This window comes from Zafaria cholistanensis (assembly GCF_008580665.1).
GTDB lineage: Bacteria > Actinomycetota > Actinomycetes > Actinomycetales > Micrococcaceae > Zafaria > Zafaria cholistanensis.
Genome location: NZ_BKDJ01000022.1, coordinates 1 through 15,912 on the forward strand (window position 1 = coordinate 1; position 15,912 = coordinate 15,912).

Annotated in this window: 13 protein-coding genes; 9 read left to right on the forward strand and 4 right to left on the reverse strand. The window is 71.7% G+C overall.

Annotated features, from left to right (window positions below):
* Nucleotides 1-11: 11 nt before the first annotated feature.
* Nucleotides 12-680 (reverse strand): DUF4129 domain-containing protein, encoded by a 669-nt coding sequence (locus NCCP_RS14150; RefSeq protein ID WP_149957934.1) that lies wholly within the window; start codon nucleotides 678-680, stop codon nucleotides 12-14.
* Between the two features lie 3 nt (nucleotides 681-683).
* The gene (locus NCCP_RS14155) at nucleotides 684-1,595 is read right to left on the reverse strand and encodes a DUF7847 domain-containing protein (RefSeq protein WP_149957935.1); all 912 of its coding nucleotides are present in this window, start codon (nucleotides 1,593-1,595) and stop codon (nucleotides 684-686) included.
* Nucleotides 1,596-2,121: 526 nt separating this feature from the next.
* Between NCCP_RS14155 and mtrA the strand changes: the two genes are divergently transcribed.
* The 6 genes from mtrA to secA all read left to right on the forward strand — a co-directional run bounded on the left by mtrA (nucleotide 2,122) and on the right by secA (nucleotide 11,147).
* Nucleotides 2,122-2,799 carry an MtrAB system response regulator MtrA gene (gene mtrA / locus NCCP_RS14160; protein WP_149957936.1) on the forward strand — a complete coding sequence of 226 codons (678 nt, stop codon included), beginning with the start codon at nucleotides 2,122-2,124 and terminating at the stop codon, nucleotides 2,797-2,799.
* A 2-nt stretch (nucleotides 2,800-2,801) separates the two neighbouring features.
* On the forward strand, nucleotides 2,802-4,550 hold the full coding sequence (gene mtrB, locus NCCP_RS14165) for an MtrAB system histidine kinase MtrB (RefSeq protein WP_149957937.1): 1,749 nt from the start codon (nucleotides 2,802-2,804) through the stop codon (nucleotides 4,548-4,550).
* Nucleotides 4,543-6,267, forward strand: coding sequence for an LpqB family beta-propeller domain-containing protein (locus NCCP_RS14170; protein WP_149957938.1), 1,725 nt, complete (start codon nucleotides 4,543-4,545; stop codon nucleotides 6,265-6,267). The genes mtrB and NCCP_RS14170 overlap by 8 nt, the downstream gene beginning before the upstream one ends.
* A gap of 325 nt (nucleotides 6,268-6,592) precedes the next feature.
* Nucleotides 6,593-7,249, forward strand: coding sequence for a ComF family protein (locus NCCP_RS14175; RefSeq protein ID WP_225873856.1), 657 nt, complete (start codon nucleotides 6,593-6,595; stop codon nucleotides 7,247-7,249).
* A gap of 160 nt (nucleotides 7,250-7,409) precedes the next feature.
* On the forward strand, nucleotides 7,410-8,096 hold the full coding sequence (gene hpf / locus NCCP_RS14180; protein WP_149957940.1) for a ribosome hibernation-promoting factor, HPF/YfiA family: 687 nt from the start codon (nucleotides 7,410-7,412) through the stop codon (nucleotides 8,094-8,096).
* A gap of 339 nt (nucleotides 8,097-8,435) precedes the next feature.
* Nucleotides 8,436-11,147, forward strand: coding sequence for a preprotein translocase subunit SecA (secA, locus tag NCCP_RS14185; RefSeq protein ID WP_149957941.1), 2,712 nt, complete (start codon nucleotides 8,436-8,438; stop codon nucleotides 11,145-11,147).
* Nucleotides 11,148-11,195: 48 nt separating this feature from the next.
* Here secA and NCCP_RS14190 read toward each other — a convergent pair whose 3' ends face one another.
* Both NCCP_RS14190 and NCCP_RS14195 read right to left on the reverse strand, forming a co-directional pair.
* Nucleotides 11,196-11,834, reverse strand: coding sequence for an Rv3235 family protein (locus NCCP_RS14190; protein ID WP_149957942.1), 639 nt, complete (start codon nucleotides 11,832-11,834; stop codon nucleotides 11,196-11,198).
* 165 nt (nucleotides 11,835-11,999) lie between these two features.
* Complete coding sequence (locus NCCP_RS14195; RefSeq protein WP_149957943.1) at nucleotides 12,000-12,923, reverse strand: LysM peptidoglycan-binding domain-containing protein; 924 nt, start codon at nucleotides 12,921-12,923, stop codon at nucleotides 12,000-12,002.
* A gap of 180 nt (nucleotides 12,924-13,103) precedes the next feature.
* Between NCCP_RS14195 and NCCP_RS14200 the strand changes: the two genes are divergently transcribed.
* The 3 genes from NCCP_RS14200 to NCCP_RS14210 all read left to right on the forward strand — a co-directional run bounded on the left by NCCP_RS14200 (nucleotide 13,104) and on the right by NCCP_RS14210 (nucleotide 15,898).
* Complete coding sequence (locus NCCP_RS14200) at nucleotides 13,104-13,667, forward strand: hypothetical protein (protein ID WP_149957944.1); 564 nt, start codon at nucleotides 13,104-13,106, stop codon at nucleotides 13,665-13,667.
* Nucleotides 13,668-13,943: 276 nt separating this feature from the next.
* On the forward strand, nucleotides 13,944-14,591 hold the full coding sequence (locus NCCP_RS14205; RefSeq protein WP_149957945.1) for a CpaB family protein: 648 nt from the start codon (nucleotides 13,944-13,946) through the stop codon (nucleotides 14,589-14,591).
* Nucleotides 14,588-15,898, forward strand: coding sequence for a CpaE/TadZ family protein (locus NCCP_RS14210; protein WP_149957946.1), 1,311 nt, complete (start codon nucleotides 14,588-14,590; stop codon nucleotides 15,896-15,898). Before NCCP_RS14205 ends, NCCP_RS14210 begins: the two co-directional genes overlap by 4 nt.
* Nucleotides 15,899-15,912 lie beyond the last annotated feature (14 nt).

Here is a 15,912-nt window from a genome sequence, read left to right on the forward strand (position 1 = left end):
GGGCCGGGACCTCATCGGGGCGCCGCCGGGAGCGCGGGGCCGGATCCGGCCATCGGGCGGGCCGCGGCCACGGCGTCATCGAGGGAAGCCAGGGCGGCAAGCTCGGCGGACGTGGCGCGGTGGTCGCCGTAGCGCAGCGCGTTGAACGCGGTGGCCGCCCTGGCCAGGGCCGGGGCGTGGTCCGGGAACAGGGAGCCGAGCCCGCCGGTGGCCTCGAAAGCCGTGCGGCCGGGTTGCGGGTCCAGCAGCGTGCGTTCCTCCGCCGCCAGCACCAGGGCGCGGAAACGCTCCACGTACGCCGTTGACCAGTCGCCCGCCGCAGCGGCGCGCGCGGCGCGGGCCCGGTAGTCCCCGGCGGTCAGGCTGGGGCTCAGGCCCAACCCCGGAGCCGGAGCCGCGGCGCGGCGGTTCAGCCGCGGGCGCACCACGGCCACCGCCAGCACCACCAGTGCGATGGCGGCGGCCAGCACCGCGGCAGTGCCCAGGTTCGGGCCAATCCCGTTAAGCCCCTCGACCCAGGACGCGAACCCCCGCCACAGGTCCTCGAGGAACCCCAGCAGGGGGTTGGGGCGGGCCTGAGCGTATTCGGCCCGGGCCAGCTCCTCGGCCAGTTGGCGGCGGGCCTCGTCGGCGGCGGGCCGGTAGGGCTCCTCCGGGTGGGAGAGGGCAGGCAGGCGCATGCCTCAGCTCGCCCCGAGGGAGCCGGCGGCCGGAACCTGGCGGCCCGGAATGCCCGGGTCGGCGCCGGCCTCGAACTCGCGCAGCAGGGCCAGGTCGAAGCCTTCGCGGCGGATGCGCAGGTCCGTGTAGAGCAGGGCGGTGACCGCATACAGGTAGCCCGCCCCCAGGCCTCCGGCCACCGCGCTCAGGAGGGTCGAGACGACGCCCAGCCCCGCGAGGTACCGGGTCAGGGATTCGGGGTCCGCGGGGTCGACGAAGGCGCCCAGCATTCCGGCCGCGAAGCCCAGCGGGGCGGTGACCACGCTCGTGGCGATGGTGACCACCACCCCGGCCAGCAGGATGATGCCGAAGGAACGCCACCACCGCCCGCCGGTGAGCCGCCAGGACCGGCCCAGGGAGGCAAAGACCCCGAGGCCTTCGGCGACGAGGGCGTGGGCCGCGAAGGCGAACCTGACGCCGGCCCAGAGGACCAGCGGGCCTCCGAGGACCACCATGGCCAGGATCGCCGGCGCGGCCCCGACACCGTCCGCCACCGCCGCGGCCGCCAGGGCCAGGCCGACGGCGAGCGCAAGGGCCATCAGGCCCGCGGCGGCACCGAGCAGGCCCAACCCCATCAGCCGGGCGGGGCCGGGCCGTGCCAGCGTGAAGGTCTGGCCGAACCCGGTCCTGCGGTTCAGGGCGGCACGCAGCACCGGCACCGTGACCAGGCCCTGGACCAGGACCATCAGGCATGCCGAGAGCAGGCCCATGATCAGGGACACCAGGGCCAGGGCCAGCAGGGAGCCGCCGAATTCGTCGGTGAGGAGCGAATCGGCGGGAACCTCGGGGTCCATGAACTCAGGGGAGTAGAGGGCGGAGAAAACCGGCAGTCCGGCGACGGAAATGACGGCCCCCACCACCAGCTGCACCAGCACGGAGAGCCCCAGCGTCGCGCCCGGATTGCGCCGGACCGCCTGGAAGGCGCCGTCGAAGAGTTCGCCCAGGCCGAGCGGGCGCAGCGGAACGACGCCCGGCTTGGGCGGCGGCAGGTACCCGGGGGGCTGCTGGTACGGGAGTTGGCCCCACCCGGGGGCGGGCGCCTGGCCCCACCCGGGAGCCTGGGGATGGCCCCAGGCGGGGGCCGGGGGCCATCCGGGAGCCTGTGCCTGGCCCCAGGCGGGGGAGGGCGGGGGCTGCGCCGCAGGAGGCGCCGCGGGGGGCGCCGGGGTGCCGGACGGGGTGGGCGGAGTCCGAATCGGCCCTAGTGGCGGCTCGTTTGGCGTGCTCGGATGGTCGGACAAGACGTTGCGCCCCCTCGGTACGTCGCGTGGTCCTTCCACCCTAGCGCGATCGCTGCCCGGACCGCCGCCGGAGCGCCCGCGCGTCCCGGGTTTGTCCTGCCTATAGAGTTAGTGGGGAGATCACCTCCGTGCCGACGGCGGCGGAAGGGGAAAGGAAAGCATGAAGGCGCGCATTCTGGTCGTGGACGACGACGAGGCGCTGGCCGAAATGATCGGCATTGTCCTGCGCAACGACGACTTTGAACCGGTGTTCTGTTTCGACGGCGCCCGGGCCCTGGAGACGTTCCGCAACGTCAAGCCCGACCTGGTGCTGCTGGACCTGATGCTGCCGGGCATGGACGGGATCGAAGTCTGCCGGGCCATCCGGGCTGAGGACGACGTGCCGATCGTGATGCTTACCGCCAAATCCGACACCGCCGACGTGGTCCGCGGGCTCGAGTCGGGGGCCGACGACTATGTGCCAAAGCCGTTCAAGCCCGCCGAGCTGGTGGCGCGCGTGCGTGCCCGCCTCCGTCCCGGAGAGAAGCGCGCCCCGGAAACGCTGCGCATCGGGGACCTCTCCATCGACGTCGCGGGCCACTCCGTGACCCGCGACGGCAAGCCGGTCTCGCTGACTCCGCTCGAGTTCGACCTCCTCGTGGCCCTGGCCCGCAAGCCGTGGCAGGTCTTCACCCGCGAAATGCTGCTCGAACAGGTCTGGGGCTACCGCCACGCCGCCGACACGCGCCTGGTCAATGTGCACGTCCAGCGTTTGCGCTCGAAAGTGGAACGCGACCCCGAAAACCCCGAGGTCGTCCTCACCGTGCGCGGCGTCGGCTACAAGGCCGGCCAGGGCTGACCTTGCCGTTCCCGGAGTCCAGCCCCGAGGGAGCCGGCCCCGCAGCCTCCGCCCCCGCAGCCTCCGCCTTCGCAGGGCCCCGCCTGGCCGGGCGGCTGCGGGCGTGGTGGCAAAGGGCCGCCTCCAAGTGGCGGCGCTCGATCCAGGTGCGCACCGTAGCCTCCTCGGCGCTGCTGTCCGGCCTGGCGTTGCTCACCATCGGGCTGTTCCTGTCCAACCAGATCGCCGCCGGGCTCTTCCAGGAGCGTTTCCGCCAACTGGAGAGCGAGTCGGTGCGGACCCTGTCCATGGTCAAGGCGAACTTCGAATCGGCCGCCACCACGGACCGCTCCAGCACCGTCACGCTGGTCAATGACACCCTGCGCCTCGTCGAGGGCGACGGCACCAGCGTCCAGCGCAACTTCCTGCTGACCCCGCTGCCCAGTTCCGAGAACATCTACGTCGGGACGACCTCCAGCAGCACCACCCTCACCCCCCGCGTCATCCCCGCGGAACTGTCCACGGCGGTGCAGGAAGGCAGTGGCGTGCAGTGGCAGTCGATCGCCCTGCCCGGTGCGGGGGAGGACCATCCCGGACTGGCGTTCGGGACCAAGGTGACGCTCCCCCCGGGCCGCGAATACGCCCTGTACCTGGTCTACGACCTGTTGCCGGTGCAGGAGTCGCTGAACTTCATCCACCGCGTCATGACCATCGCCGGCGCGCTGCTGCTGATCGTCAACGGCGGCATCGCCTGGTACGTCACCCGAACCGTGGTGCGCCCGGTCTCCAGCGCCGCCGACATCTCGGAAAAGTTCGCCGCAGGGCACCTTGAGGAACGCATGCAGGTCCGCGGGGAGGACGAAATCGCCCGGCTCGGCACCTCGTTCAACCGGATGGCCGCCAGCATCCAGGAGCAGATCACCCAGCTGGCGACGCTGTCGATGATGCAGCAGCGCTTCGTCTCCGACGTCTCCCACGAACTGCGCACGCCGCTGACCACCGTACGGATGGCTGCGGAGGTCCTCTACGATGCGCGCCAGGCCTTCGACCCGATCAACCGGCGCTCGGCCGAGCTGCTCTACAACCAGGTGGAACGCTTCCAGACCCTGCTCAACGACCTGCTGGAGATTTCCCGCTTCGACGCCGGGGTGGCCGTCCTCGAGGCCGAGCCGGTGGACCTGGTCCCGCTGGTCCGCCGCGCGGTCGAGGGGGCCCAGCCCCACGCGGACCTGCTCGGGTCCTCCATCCGCATCCACAACGAGGCCGGCACCGCCATTGCGGACATGGACCCGCGCCGCATCGAACGCGTCGTGCGGAACCTGGTGATGAACGCCATCGAGCACGGCGAAGGCAAGCCGATCGACATCAGCATTGGCGCGGACGGGCAGGCCGTCGCCGTCTCCGTGCGCGACCACGGGATCGGCATGACCGCCGAGGCCGCCTCCCGCGTCTTCGACAGGTTTTGGCGCGCCGATCCGGCCCGTGCCCGCACCACCGGCGGCAGCGGGCTGGGCCTGTCCATCGCCACCGAGGACACCAGGCTGCACGGCGGCTGGCTGCAGGCTTGGGGCGAACCCGGCGAAGGGTCATGCTTCCGGCTGACCCTGCCGCGGCACCGCGGCGACACCCTGACCGCTTCCCCGCTTCCGCTGGCCCAAGCCGGCCCCGCCCCTTCCGAGGTTCCCCCGGCCACCGGGATCATTGCAGTGGTTCCGAAACCGCAGCAGCCGGTCCCCCACAGCCCCGCACAGGAGGAGGAAACCGATGCCTAGGCCCGTCCGCCGGCTGCCGCGCGCCGCCCTGGCGGCCATGGCTGCCGTCCTGGCCGCCGTCTTGGTCCTGGCCGGCTGCGGGGCCATCCCCACCTCCGGCCCGGTCGGTTCGATCGCCCCCGGCGACGGTTCCTCCGGGAGCGGCATCTACATCTTCAACCCTCCCGGCCCCGGCAGCGGCGCCACGCCGGAGGAAATCATCGAAGGCTTCTACCGGGCCGGCATCGCGCCGGCGGACGACTACAGGATTGCCCGCGAATACCTGGCCCCCGCCTTCGCGGGGGAGTGGCGCCCCGTGGAGCAGACGCTGGTGTACGACGCCGAACCCAGCATCGTGGACAACGTCCAGGAGGGCAGCTACACCGTCCAGGTCGAAGCGGCCGCGGTCATTGACGAACACGGGCTGCGCACCGACCTGCCGGCGAACTCCACGCGGTCGGTCGATGTCCACCTGGAACAGGTCGACGGGGAATGGCGCATCACCGACGCCCCCGACGGCACCCTGGTGGAGACGGGCAACTTCTCGGTGCTCTTTGCCCCCCACCTCCTGTATTTCTACGATGCCACGTACTCCTACGCCATCCCGGACGTCCGCTGGTTCGCCTTCCGGCAGGGGCTGGCGGCCACCATGGTCGAATCGCTCCTGGCCGGCCCGGCCCCCTACCTGCGGAACGCGGCCTTCAGCGCCTTCCCGGAGGATGCCGCGCTGACGCGCCCGGCGGTGCCGATCGACGCGGGGAAGGCCACCGTGGACCTGGTCGAAAGCGTCTTCATCGATGCCTCCGACACGCGCCGCCAGCAGATGCAGCAGCAGCTCGAGCTCACCCTCGGCCGGCTCAACAACGTCACCTCAGTAACGATGACGGTGAACCAGCGCGAGGTCGGCCTGGGGGCGGAGGCACCCGGGTTCACTGCCGCAATCTTGGATCCGGCCGTGGCGGACACCCAGATCGCCCTTGCCGGCGGTGCCCTGGTCTACTACCAGGGCGACGGCATCGTCCCGGTGGGCGGGGTGCCGGACATCTCCGGCTACAAGCCCCGCGACCCGGCCATGGGCCCCAGTGGCAACCTGTACGCGTTCCTGGACGGCGAGCGCACCCGGCTCTTCACCGTGGACGAAACCGGGCGGGTCTCCGCCGCCGTCCGCGGCATGGACCTCGTGGCGCCCAGCATCGACACCTACGGATGGACCTGGACTGTCACCGGCGGATCCCACCCGCACGTGATGGCGGTACCCGCAAGCACCACGCTGGACGGGCCGGCGCGGCAGGTGGCCGCCGACTGGCTTGGCGACGCCCAGGTACACTCGCTGCGGGTCTCCCGCGACGGGGCGCGCGTGGCGGTGGTGGCGCGCATTGGCGGGGAAGATGCGCTCTACATCGGGGGCATCGTCCGGGACAGCGACGGGGTTCCGCGCGGACTCACCGAGCCGCTGAAGGTCCCGACGGCGGTCCCGGTCTCGCGGGCCGTATGGGACTCGGACATCTCCGTGATCGTCATGCGGGCGAACGCGGAGGAAGCGGTCACCGCCGAACGGGTCGGCCTGGACGGCTCCAGCGAACTGTTCCTGCCCCTGCACGGCATGATCGGGCTGTCCGCCGGACCGGGGGAGCGCCGCCCGGTGTATGCGGAGACGCCCGACGGCATCTACTCCCGCGTCGGAAACTCCTGGAGCGCCCAGGGCCGCCAGGCCAGCAACCTGTCCTATCCGGGCTAGCCCCGCACAGGCCCTGCCCGGGCGCAGGCAACCCCCAATCCGCCGCCCCATCCCGCCACCGCCGCCCGTCGGGCGGCAGGATCGGGCCATGCCCATGGACAATGCCCCAGGGGGGTGGCCCGCCCGGCTCGACGCGCTCTGGAGCGGGCCCGCGTGGACCGGGACCGCCGCCGCGGTGCGCGCCGGCCTAGCGCTGGCCTCCCCGACCGACTGCGTCGGGTGCTCAGCCCCGGATACGGTCCTGTGCCCCCGGTGCCGCGGAGCTATCCGGGCCGCCACCACCCGGCCCTTTCGGGCCGAGGGCGCGGCGGAGGCGCTCCCCCTGATGGGGGGCTCCGTACCGCTGCCGGCCGTTGCCGCCGGCAGCTACCGCGATGAACTGGCGGCCGCCCTGCTGGGCTTCAAGAACTCCCAGCGCGTGGGACTTGCCGGCGTGCTGGGGCCTGCGCTCGCCGGGGCCCTGCAGGCCGCGGCACCCTTGGCCGGAACCGCGGACACGGTGCTCGTGGTGCCCGTTCCCAGCACCACGGCGGCCCTGGCCCGGCGCGGATACGCCCCCGTGGCCGTGTTGCTGCGCTGGGTATCCCGGCGGGGGTTGCTGCCGCCGCAGTTCCACGGAGCCGATGTGCTGCGGGTGGCTGGGACCCCCTTCCTGCGCGGCGGCGGGCAAAAAGCGAAGGGGCGCCGGGCGCGTGCCCGCACGGTCTCCCGCATGTCCTTGCGTTCCCGCATCTGGTGGGGCCCCGGCCCTGGGGGATGCCCCGGCGGTTGGGGCGACCGCGGGGGCGCGCTGCGGGGCAGGGTCTGCGTGGTGGTTGACGATGTCCTGACCACGGGCGCCACCGCAGCGGCCGCCAGCCGGGCGCTGGAATCGGCCGGAGCCCGCGTGGCGGCGGTGGTGGTCGTGGCCGCCACGCCGGCCCCACGCGGCTCCGCAGCCACGCCGGCCCCAGGCGAGCAGGCTGCCCCGCCGTTTCGATGACGGCGGGCGCGAAACATTCGGGCAGGTGCTTGCATCCTGCGGGCAACGACATACGGTGAAGTATGGGCTCCTCACCAAGGGGATAAGTACCCATCTTCAGCGGCTGAAGGGAGGACCTTTCGGCCGCTGTTGTGTCACCCGAGCAATCTAGGAGGACACCATGGAGATGAAGTTCAGCGGACGAGGGCTGACCGTTTCGGACCGGTTCCGGGAATATGCGGACGACAAGGTGGCGAAGATCGAGCAGCTCGCCTCCAAGGTCCAGTGGCTGGAAGTGAAGGTCACCAAGGAGTCGAAAGCCCGCCTGGCGGACACCCAGTTCACCGTCGAACTCACGGTAGTGGTGCTGGGTCCGGCCATTCGGGCGGAGGCCAAGGCTCCGGACAAGTTTGCTGCCTTCGACATTGCGTTCGCCAAGCTCCTTGAGCGGCTGCGCCGGGCCCGCGACCGCCAGAAGGTCCACCACGGGTCCCGCACCCCCGCCGGCGTCGCCGAGGCCACCTCGACGCTTGAGCCCGCGGACCCCAACGTTCCGCTGCACGTCGCCGTCAAGGAGGGCCAGCTCGAGGAGGAGGCGGAGGCCGCGGCCGCCGCGGAGGCCCCCAGCCCGGTCGAGATCCGGCGCAAGGTGTTTCCCGCCGTCAAGATGAGCCTTGACGACGCCGTCGACCGCATGGAGATGGTCGGCCACCCGTTCTACCTGTTCATCGACGAGGCCACGGGCCAGCACTCCGTCGTCTACCGCCGCAAGGGCTGGTCTTACGGCGTCATCACCCTCGACGCCGAATGCACCGAGGAGATGGTCGAGACCCGCGGCTACCGGAAGGACGAGAAAGTCGATGCCTAGGCCGGCGCCCGGCCGGGCCCCCGCCTGAACGGCGAGCCGGCGCGGGCCCTTTGCGCCCCCCAGGACGCCAAGGACTTAGGGCGCCAGGCCCTGGGACGGCGGGCTTGGGAGGGCCGGGCCGGGGACGGCAGAGTTCCGGCGCACACGGCACTGGGGCGCCCGGCCCGCAAGATCCGGCCCTCCTGCCCGGCAGTTGCCGGACAGGAGGGCCGGATCTTGCGGGGCCGGGACCGTCACACCCGGCGGCGACGCGCAGCGGAACCAACGCCGGGTACCGATCGTGAGTCACAGTAGACTGACGTAGCCAGAATTCCTGCGCCTGAGATTTGGAGCTCCCACGTGGCATCACTGCTTGAACGCATCCTGCGGACCGGCGACAAGAAGACCCTGAAGCTGTTGCGCGGATACGCTGACGCAATCAACGTCCTCGAGGACGAGTTCCGGGGGTTGTCCGACGCCGAACTGCGGGCGGAGACGGACAAGTTCAAGCAGCGCTACCAGGATGGCACCACCCTGGACGCCCTGCTGCCGGAGGCGTTCGCCGCCGTGCGCGAAGCCTCCGACCGCACCCTGGGCCTGCGCCACTTCGACGTCCAGATGATGGGCGGCGCGGCGCTGCACCTGGGCAACATCGCCGAAATGCGCACCGGCGAGGGCAAGACCCTGGTGGCCACCAGCCCCGCCTACCTGAATGCGCTGACCGGCCGGGGCGTGCACGTGGTCACGGTCAACGACTTCCTGGCCGAGTACCAGTCGGACCTCATGGGACGCGTCTACCGCTTCCTGGGTCTGACCAGCGGCTGCATTCTGGCCAACCAGGAGCCGGCGGTGCGCCGCGCCCAGTACAACGCGGACATCACCTACGGCACCAACAACGAGTTCGGCTTCGATTACCTGCGCGACAACATGGCCTGGTCCCGCGACGAACTGGTCCAGCGCGGACACAATTTCGCGATCGTCGATGAGGTCGACTCCATCCTCATCGACGAGGCCCGCACCCCGCTGATCATCTCCGGCGCGGCCTCCGGGGACGTGAACCGCTGGTACGCCGAGTTCGCCCGCATCGTGAAGCGGCTCGAGGTCGGGGAGGACTACGAGGTCGACGAGAAGAAGCGCACCATTGGCGTGCTCGAGTCCGGGATCGAGAAGGTGGAGGACTACCTCGGCATCCACAACCTGTACGAGTCCGCGAACACCCCGCTGATCGGTTTCCTGAACAACGCCATCAAGGCCAAGGAACTGTTCAAGAAGGACAAGGACTACGTGGTCATCGACGGCCAGGTCATGATCGTGGACGAGCACACCGGCCGCACGCTCGCCGGCCGCCGCTACAACGAGGGCATGCACCAGGCGATCGAGGCCAAGGAAGGCGTCGAGATCAAGGCCGAGAACCAGACGATGGCGACGGTCACGCTGCAGAACTACTTCCGCCTCTATGGCAGGCTCTCCGGCATGACCGGCACCGCCCAGACCGAGGCCGCCGAGTTCATGGGCACCTACAAACTCGGCGTGGTCGAAATCCCCACCAACCGGCCCATGCAGCGCAAGGACCAGCCGGACCTGATCTACAAGAACGAGATTGCCAAGTTCGACGCCGTCGTCAAGGACATCGTCGAGCGCCACGCCGCCGGCCAGCCCGTCCTGGTCGGTACCACCAGCGTCGAGAAGAGCGAATACCTCTCCCGCAAGCTGGCCAAGGAGGGCGTGCGGCACGAGGTCCTCAACGCCAAGCAGCACGCCCGTGAAGCCGCGATCGTCGCCCAGGCCGGCAAGAAGGGCGCCGTCACCGTGGCCACCAACATGGCCGGGCGCGGCACCGACATCATGCTCGGCGGCAATGCCGAGTTCCTCGCCGTCGCCGAAATGGAGCGTCGGGGCCTTGACCCGCAGGAGAACTCGGAGGAGTACGAGCGCGTCTGGGACGGGGTCTTCGCCGCCGCGCAGAAGGCCGTCGAGGCCGAAGCCGAGGAGGTCCGCGCCCTGGGAGGCCTGTACGTGCTGGGCACCGAACGGCACGAGTCGCGCCGCATCGACAACCAGCTGCGCGGCCGGTCCGGACGCCAGGGCGATCCGGGCGAATCCCGCTTCTACCTGTCCATGACGGACGAACTGATGCGCCGCTTCAACGCCAACGCAGCCCAGCGCATCATGAACAATCCGGGGATGCCCGATGACATGGCCCTGGAATCCAAGCTGGTGTCCAAGGCGATCGAGACCGCCCAGGCCCAGGTGGAATCGACCAACGCCGAGCAGCGCCGCAACGTGCTTAAGTACGACGACGTGCTCAACCGCCAGCGCGAGGCGATCTATGGGGACCGGCGCCGCATCCTCGAAGGTGACGACCTGCACGAAAAGGTCCAGCACTTCCTCGAGGACGTCGTCACCGCCATGGTGAAGGAAACCACCGCGGAGGGCCACGGGGACGACTGGGACCTGGAACAGCTCTGGACCAACCTCAAGCAGCTCTACCCGATCACGCTGACCATCGACGAGGTGGTCGCGGAGGCCGGCGGCAAAGGCAAGCTGACCGCCCAGTTCCTGCACGAGGAAATCCTCTCCGACGCCCGCGTGGCCTACGAAAACCGCGAGGAGCAGATTGGCCACGAGAACATGCGCGAGCTCGAGCGCCGCGTGGTGCTCTCCGTCCTGGGCCGTAAGTGGCAGGAGCACCTCTATGAGATGGACTACCTCAAGGAAGGCATTGGCCTGCGTGCCATGGCGCAGCGCGACCCGCTGGTCGAATACCAGCGCGAGGGCTACGTGATGTTCCAGGCCATGATGGAATCCATCCGCGAGGAAAGCATCGGCTACCTGTTCAACGCCGAGGTCCAGGTTGCCGCGCCGAGCGCGGTGTCGCTGCCGGGGGTCACTGATGGCCGGGCGGCCACGCTGGCGCCGACGCTGAAGACCCCGGGCCTGGAGGCCCCGGCCAAGCCGGCGACCCTGCGCTACACCGCCCCGACGGAGGACGGTGGGGCGGAAACCCACATTGAGCGCACCGCTCCGGCCAGCCGCGCCGAGCGCCGCGCACAGAAGGGCAAGCGGGGCTAGCCGGACTGGTGGCCAGGAGGCCCGCCCGGGCGAAGCAGGGCGGCGTCCCTAGCCGATCTCCAGTGCGCACACCCTCCACTGTCCGCGCCGCCGCTCAATCCGCAGAGCGGCGGCGCGGACGCGTTCGGGCTCGGCCACCACGACGGCTGCCTCGTAGCTTCCTTCCGCCACGCGGCACACGCGGGTCCGCCGGACAACCGGTCCACGGGCGCCGGCTGAGCGCGCCGGCCTGGCTGCCCGGGTCAGTTCAACACGCAGGCGCAGCTTCTCGAAGTTCTCCAGGTCGAGCCAACGGGCCAACTGGTGGACCGGCCGCGCGCCGGACAGCGCCTCGAACACGGCCTGGGCCACCATGCGCACCACGGAGGCGACCTGGTGACGCTCCGCGCGGTCGGCGGCGGCCTGAGTGGCATCGGGCGCGGGCGGTACGGGAGGCTGAAGCGGGCCCGGCGGGCTGCCCCAGGGAGGGGCCGGCGGAGGTTGCAGGCGGCGCAGGGGCGCGGCATCGGCAAACCTGCGTACCGCTGCCCGCGGAGGCTGGGTTCCCAGGGACCGCGCGGCAAGGCTTCCGGACCCGGCGGCTTCCGGCGCAGGCTGGTCCGGGACGGAAGGGGCCGGAACGGCGCGCTCCGAGGCGGGCTCGGGGCGGGAAGCGTCGGAGTGTGAAGCGTCGGGCGAAGTGCTCATGGCGGGTTCCTCTCTCAACGGACTTCGGGGTGTGCCTTTTGGCAGCGTGCATGTTTTTGGCAGCGTGTATGTGGAGCCGGCGTGTATTTGGAGCGGGGGCGGTCGGGAGCCCGCGCGGTATGTGAGAGGGCAGGCGTGGCCCTGACACGCCGGGCGCGGGAGGTCCTACCGGTAGGGATTCTCCTGCTCCGGGACGCCGGCTGGCCGGAGCAGAACGGTTCCGGCCAGCAGCAGGTCCGGGTTCTCGCCCACGACGGCCCGGTTGGTGAGGTACCAGCGGGGCCATTCGCGGGCGATCTGGGTGGCGGTGGCGTGCGGACCCAGGCTCCGCGCGGCAACGGACCAGAGGGAGTCCCCGGCCCGAACCACCACTTCCAGCGGGCTCCCCTCCACCTCCCGGGCGGCACCGTCCCGCACGCCGCCCAGCACCGGGTCCAGTGGCGTGGCCGGCCGTTCGGGTGTCCACCCGGGGTCCGGGACCCCCTCTGCCGGCCCCCCGGATTCCGGGCCGGACCGGGCCTGCGGAACGGCTGCCTGGGGCAGGGGAGCCGGAGCGCCGGCGGGGGCCGAAGCACCGGGAGGGGACCAAGCACCGGCAGGGGCCGGAAGTTCGGCGTGGGCGGGAAGGGCAGCGTGGGCGGGAAGGGCGGCGTGGGCCGGAGGCCCGAGGACCAGGTGCGTCCCCAGCACGGCGGCGGCCAGCCGGCGGATGGACCGGGGGCTCAGGCGGCCCACACGGTGGGCCGCGCCCGGGCGCCCGCCGCGTTGCAGGAGCACCGAGGCCACGGCCGCGGCCCAAGCCAGCAGCCACCACGCAGCCAGCGCCAGGGCCCCCAGCGCAACGGCCCCTGCCGCCAACCGGTCCACTTCCGCGGGGCTGCCCGAAAAGGGGCTCCCCGGAAACGGGCCGTCCGGCAACAGGCCCTGAGGAAGCGCGACCGGCAGGCCTCCAAAGGGGAAATCCCCGAGCGGGAAGCCCACCGCCCAGGCAAGCACGGCCGGGACCGCGACGCCTGCGATGCCGGCCATGAGGGCCCGTGGCCGTCCCGCCCCGCGGAGTCCGGAAGACGGGTTTCCGCTGGATCCCATCGCAGGGCTCCTTTCCTTTTATTTGATGCTGTTTGATGTCTTTTGATGTTTCTTGGCTGCCCATGCTTGCAGCTGGTGTGGGAGCTGTCCATAGGTATGCGCTCCCATCGGCGCTTCACGGCGCGGCTTGCCGCGCCGTGACCGGCGCTTTTGGGTCCCCGGGGACGTACCCTAGGGCTCATGAGATGGGAGTCGCTCTTCGAGGACCTTGAAACGCAGCTCAATGGCGAACTGCTGCGCGACCGGGCCACCGAGATCCAAGAGATGGTCCGCATTGAACGTTCCCAGGTGGGGCTGGCCGACCGCCTCCGCGCCCAGTACGGCAACGTCCTGGCCCTCGACCTGGCCGGTGGCCTCCGGCTGCGCGGAACCCTCCGCCACGTGGGGGCGGGCTGGCTGTCGATGGCGGAAGGCCCGGCGGAATGCGTGGTCCCGTTCGCGGCCCTGCGCGGCATCGAGGGCATGGACGGCAAGGCGCTGCCGGCGGACGTGGCGGCCCTGGGGCCGGCCCGCCGGCGCCTGGGCCTGGGGGCGGCATTGCGGGCCCTGGTGCGGGACCGGACACGCGTGGCCCTGCACGGCACGGACGGCAGGCTGTTGGGCGCCGGCACGCTGGACCATGCCGGGGCCGACTACCTCCAGCTCGCGGTCCACCCGCGCGACGAGTACCGCCGGCCCGGGGCGGTCCACGCCGTGGTGGCCGTCCCCTTCGCCGCCCTCGCGGCCGTGCGGCGCGATACCTGACCGGGGCGCGATTCCTGGCGGGGGCGCGATTCCTGGCTGGGGCCCGACTCCGGGTTGCGACCCGACTCCTGGTTACGACCCGACTTTGGGCTCCGGTGGGGGATCCGGCCCTGGCGCGCCTCCAGCCTGGGCGCCGAAGATGCCGGGAGAGCAGGGACGAGGATTCCGTCCAGCGAAAAACGAAGTTGCGCCCGGACTGTTGAATCCGCGCTGCCCGGGTGGAAGCATCGGAACACCGCAGGGGGTGCGGCAGGCGAACAGTGCAGGGGGATGCCCATGGCCGGTCAGGTTGGCGCGGAGGCGCGGCGATTGCGCAAACCCGGCTGGAAGGATCCGCGGCTGCTGGTGGGCATCCTGCTGGTTGCCGGATCCGTGGCGGGAACCGTGGGGCTCGTCTCCGCCCGGGACCGGACCGTGCCCATGTATGTGGCCAGGGAGGACATCTCCTTCGGTGAACCGGTGGAGGCCTCCCGGCTGGACGTCGTGGACGTGCGCCTTGACGGGACCCAGGAACACTACCTTCCGGCGGAAAGGGAACCGGCCGCGGGGACACGGGCCAGCACCCTGATCCGGGCCGGAGAACTGGTCCCGCTGCGCGGGCTGGGCCTGGACGACGGCACCACCCGCAAACCGGTCTCGGTCCGGCTCGAACAGGCCCTCCCGGCCGCCGTCGTGCCCGGAAGCAGGGTGGACGTGTGGGCCGCGGCCCGCGACCGCAGCGCCAACGCCTACGGCCGGCCCGAGATCCTGCTGCCCTCGGCGGAGGTTGCCGCGGTGTCCGCCCTCGAGTCCGGGTTCGGCGGCGCGTCGGGGACCGTCATCGAACTCCTGGTCGACGACGGCCGCATGGCTGACCTCCTGGCGGCCCTGGCCAACGAGGCCAGCGTCACGGTCGTCCACAATCCGGCGGGCGGAGGGTCGTGAGCGTCGCCGTGGTGGTCTGGGGCGACAACGGGGCCCTGGTCGAAGGCCTGGAGCGGCTGCGCGGCGCCGTGACCGTGGTGCGCCGCTGCGCTGAACTCAACGAGGTCGTGGCGCTCGCCCAGACCGGCCTGGCGGAGGCAGCGCTCCTGGCCGGCGACCCGCGGCTGGTCGACGCCCCGGTCCTGGACGCCCTCGCCGGGTGCGGGATCCACGCCGTGGTCCTGACCAATGATCCCGGCGAGGCCGAGCGGCTCGCCGGCCTGGGCGCCACCGTCGATTCGCCCGGGACCACCGCGCAGGCGCTGTCGGACCTTCTCGAAATGCTGGCGGCCGGTGTCCCCGGGGCCCCGGCGCGCCGGCCCGGGCCGGGTGGACCGGAACGGCAGGGGACGCGGGGGCCGATGGGCCAGGAGCGCTCCAGCCCCGGGCCCCGGGTGGATTCTGAAGCGGCCCCCGCGGGCCGGACCGTTGCGGTATGGGGACCGACGGGGGCGCCCGGCCGCACGACCGTGGCCGTGAACTTCGCCGCCGAGGCGGCCCTGGCGGGGCAGCGGGTGGTGCTGGTGGACGCGGACACCTACGGGGCCTCCATCGCGGCACACTTGGGCCTGCTTGACGAGTCGGCGGGGCTGGCCCACCTGTGCCGGCTGGCCGACCAGTCCGTCCTGGACACTGCCGGATTCGAGCGGGCCTGTTCGGCGGTGGCTGTTGCGGGAACCCGGCTGCGCGTGGCCACCGGGATCCACCGGCCCGGGCGCTGGCCCGAATTGCGCCCGGCCGCCCTGTCCCGGGTCCTGGGGTTCCTCCGCCGGCAGGCGGACGTGGTGGTCGTCGATGTCGCCTTCTGCCTCGAGACCGACGAGGACCTGTCCTTCGACACGTCCGCCCCGCAGCGCAACGGCGCTGCCCTGGCCGTGCTGGAGGCTGCTGACGAGGTGTTTGCGGTCGGTGCCGCCGACAGCGTGGGGGTTCCCCGGCTGGTCAAGGGCGTCGAGGAACTCCGTGCGGCCGTGCCCGGGTGCGAGCCCGCCGTCGTGTTCAACCGGGTGCGGGCTTCCGCCGTGGGCCCCTCCCCGGAGCGCCAACTGCGGCTGGCCTGGGAGCGCTTCGGCCCCGAGGTGCGCATCGCGGGGTTCCTGCCCTACGACGCGGCGGCTGCCGACCTGGCCCTGCAGGCCGGATCCGTGCTGGCCGAGGCCGCCCCCAACAGCGCCCTCCGCTCGGCCATGGCCACCCTGGCCGGGGCCGGGCCGCGCCGCCGGCCGCCGCTGCTGGCCCGCCGGCGCGCTGATTTGCGGTTGCAGTGACAAGGGAGGATAGG

Excerpts from the sequence above, each read along its gene's own strand:
- NCCP_RS14150 (WP_149957934.1), bottom strand. The coding sequence starts at position 680 with ATGCGCCTGCCTGCCCTCTCCCACCCGGAGGAGCCCTACCGGCCCGCC.
- mtrA (WP_149957936.1), top strand. The coding sequence starts at position 2,122 with ATGAAGGCGCGCATTCTGGTCGTGGACGACGACGAGGCGCTGGCCGAA.
- NCCP_RS14170 (WP_149957938.1), top strand. The coding sequence starts at position 4,543 with ATGCCTAGGCCCGTCCGCCGGCTGCCGCGCGCCGCCCTGGCGGCCATG.
- NCCP_RS14175 (WP_225873856.1), top strand. The coding sequence starts at position 6,593 with ATGGGGGGCTCCGTACCGCTGCCGGCCGTTGCCGCCGGCAGCTACCGC.
- hpf (WP_149957940.1), top strand. The coding sequence starts at position 7,410 with ATGGAGATGAAGTTCAGCGGACGAGGGCTGACCGTTTCGGACCGGTTC.
- NCCP_RS14190 (WP_149957942.1), bottom strand. The coding sequence starts at position 11,834 with ATGAGCACTTCGCCCGACGCTTCACACTCCGACGCTTCCCGCCCCGAG.
- NCCP_RS14195 (WP_149957943.1), bottom strand. The coding sequence starts at position 12,923 with ATGGGATCCAGCGGAAACCCGTCTTCCGGACTCCGCGGGGCGGGACGG.
- NCCP_RS14200 (WP_149957944.1), top strand. The coding sequence starts at position 13,104 with ATGAGATGGGAGTCGCTCTTCGAGGACCTTGAAACGCAGCTCAATGGC.
- NCCP_RS14205 (WP_149957945.1), top strand. The coding sequence starts at position 13,944 with ATGGCCGGTCAGGTTGGCGCGGAGGCGCGGCGATTGCGCAAACCCGGC.